Below are 2,270 nucleotides of genomic sequence, written 5' to 3' on the forward strand. Positions count from 1 at the left end.
CGCGTCGCGACCGGAGTGGGAACGGCGGCGAGCTGGATTCCTTTTGGTAAGCATGTTGGGAAGTATGTGGCGAAGGAAGGGATTGAAGGCGGGGCTTGGTTGATTGGAAAGCTGGGAAAAGAAAGTAATTCTCGGGCTTCCAAGTTAGTAAATGGATGTAACTGTTTTACCGCCGGCACTCAAGTGAAAACCGACCAAGGCGACAAGAACATCGAAGATATCCAAGTCGGCGATCAGGTCCTTTCCAAAGATGATGTTACCGGCAAAGAAGGCTACAAGACCGTAACAGCGACCTTCAACCATATCGCTGAGGAAATCTATACGATTCATGTAGGCGGTCAGAAGATCGAGTCGACGTACAACCATCCGTTCTGGGTCGAAGGAAAAGGCTGGACGTATGTCAAAGACCTCAAGGTCGGAGACGAGCTGACCCAAGCGGATGGGACGCAGCTTGAGATCGAGAAGATCGAGCTTGAGCATCGCTCGGCCCGCGTGTATAACATGACGGTGGATGAGTTCCATACGTACTTCGTGAGTGACCTGGGGATCTGGGTGCATAACACGAATAATGATGCTTGTAATCTTAAAGGTATTATTGGAGAGAGCAAGTCTCTTCTGCCGAATGAAGGAAAGGTCGGCACATATAGGCAGTTAATCAAGAAAGGAAAGCCTTTTGATAACATTACCCCCCATCATATGCCTTCTGACAAGAAAATGATTCAAGCAGGTGTCAAAACAAAAGATGGGGTAAGCATGAACATGGAACAACCTCATCCTGGGACAGGAGGAAGACATCGGGAGACGTTTACCTATGGGTTAACTGGTGATAAACTTGATGAATATTTGAATTTAAGCTATCGAGATGCATTAGCACATGATATTTGGGATTCAAGAAGAATCTATATGAAAAATGGGCTATATATTCCGGAAATTAAAGAAAGCCTTCTGAATGTTATTGAAATGAATAGGCAGTTGCATCCGGCACTTTATAAGAAGTAAGAAAGCAGGTGAGGCTTTTGGACGTCCAAATTGAATTGGAAAAGGTATATGATAATAGACTCCTTAGAACCGAGAATGAAATTCGTGAATTTGAAAAAGCAATTGAAAATCTTATTTCTTTAAAAGACGCTTCAATAATTGGTGACTTGTGTAAAGGGTTTGACGATGCAACTGAGCATCATGAAGTCATGTTCGGTCTCGTTCATGGAATCGAATATTTGTATCAACAAAATGTTGATGAGGGACTTTATCTTATAGCATTCTCAGTACCTAGTATGATAAGACACGCAAAAGATTGGGCTGAGATCATGCATTATCGAATCTTGAATCATCCACAAGTCAGAAAAAGCTACGCACACGTTCTTTCGATAATTGATGAAAAGACAAGAAAAGAAATATTTGAATTTCTAATTGAAATAAAAGAAGAAGACCCTGAAGAGTTTGAAGATTCTGTGAATGAAGTTTTAGGTATGAAAAAATCCTGAGATTCATAGAGCACTTGCGAACGGTAAGGTTAAGTGATGAATTTAATCTAATTTGCGCGGGCTAGCTGGTAATACGATTCTTGACTCATCAGGAATGTTGGTAAAGGCTAATAATCTATAAATTTTGATAGTGCTGACTTTTAATGCATATAGTAGGGCGGAATATTGGACTTAATTTTACCAGCAGCAAAAATTTGAGCAAATTGAGGTTTTGGACGAGAACGATAAATATGTTTTTCAAGAAATCAAATCGGCTTTGAGAAACTTCAATTTGACCAGAAGCAGTGCTCTTGTTATTGATGGAGAACGCTTTTCCCTTTACAAATAGTTTTTATTAAACCTTGAGTGGCTTTATGCCATTCAAGGTTTTTTAAGTGATACGTCTACGGTCTGGGTCTGATTGGACACAAAGATGCGGCAGGACAGTACCAAACGTATCACTATGATCTACGCGGAAGCACGACGGCCCTGACCGACGAGCAGGGACAAGTGACCGATACGTACAGCTACGATACGTATGGTGAACGCCTGACCCACGAGGGTGCAACGAACCAGCCGTTCCAGTACAATGGACGCGACGGCGTGCAAACAGATGCTAACGGTTTGTACCAGATGAGAGCCCGCTACTACAACCCGGAGATTAAGCGATTCGTGAACCGGGATGTGCTGAGCGGAAGCATCGGTAACGGACTGACGATGAACCGGTATGCGTATGTGAACGGCAATCCGGTGTCGTATATCGATCCATTTGGTCTGAGTGCGGATGGCGCAACATGGTGGCAGACA

Annotated in this window: 3 protein-coding genes; all 3 read left to right on the plus strand. The window is 43.1% G+C overall.

Annotated features, from left to right (window positions below; all coding sequences use genetic code 11):
- Positions 1-999 (plus strand): polymorphic toxin-type HINT domain-containing protein (locus F456_RS23880; protein ID WP_211223584.1); only part of this gene is annotated, 999 nt, incomplete at its 5' end.
- Positions 1,000-1,016: 17 nt separating this feature from the next.
- Positions 1,017-1,484, plus strand: coding sequence for an Imm30 family immunity protein (locus F456_RS0121365; protein WP_018979055.1), 468 nt, complete (start codon positions 1,017-1,019; stop codon positions 1,482-1,484).
- Positions 1,485-1,973: 489 nt separating this feature from the next.
- The coding region (locus F456_RS0121370; protein WP_026294031.1) for an RHS repeat-associated core domain-containing protein at positions 1,974-2,270 on the plus strand (297 nt) is incomplete at its 3' end.

It is taken from the genome of Saccharibacillus kuerlensis DSM 22868, from assembly GCF_000378145.1.
GTDB lineage: Bacteria > Bacillota > Bacilli > Paenibacillales > Paenibacillaceae > Saccharibacillus > Saccharibacillus kuerlensis.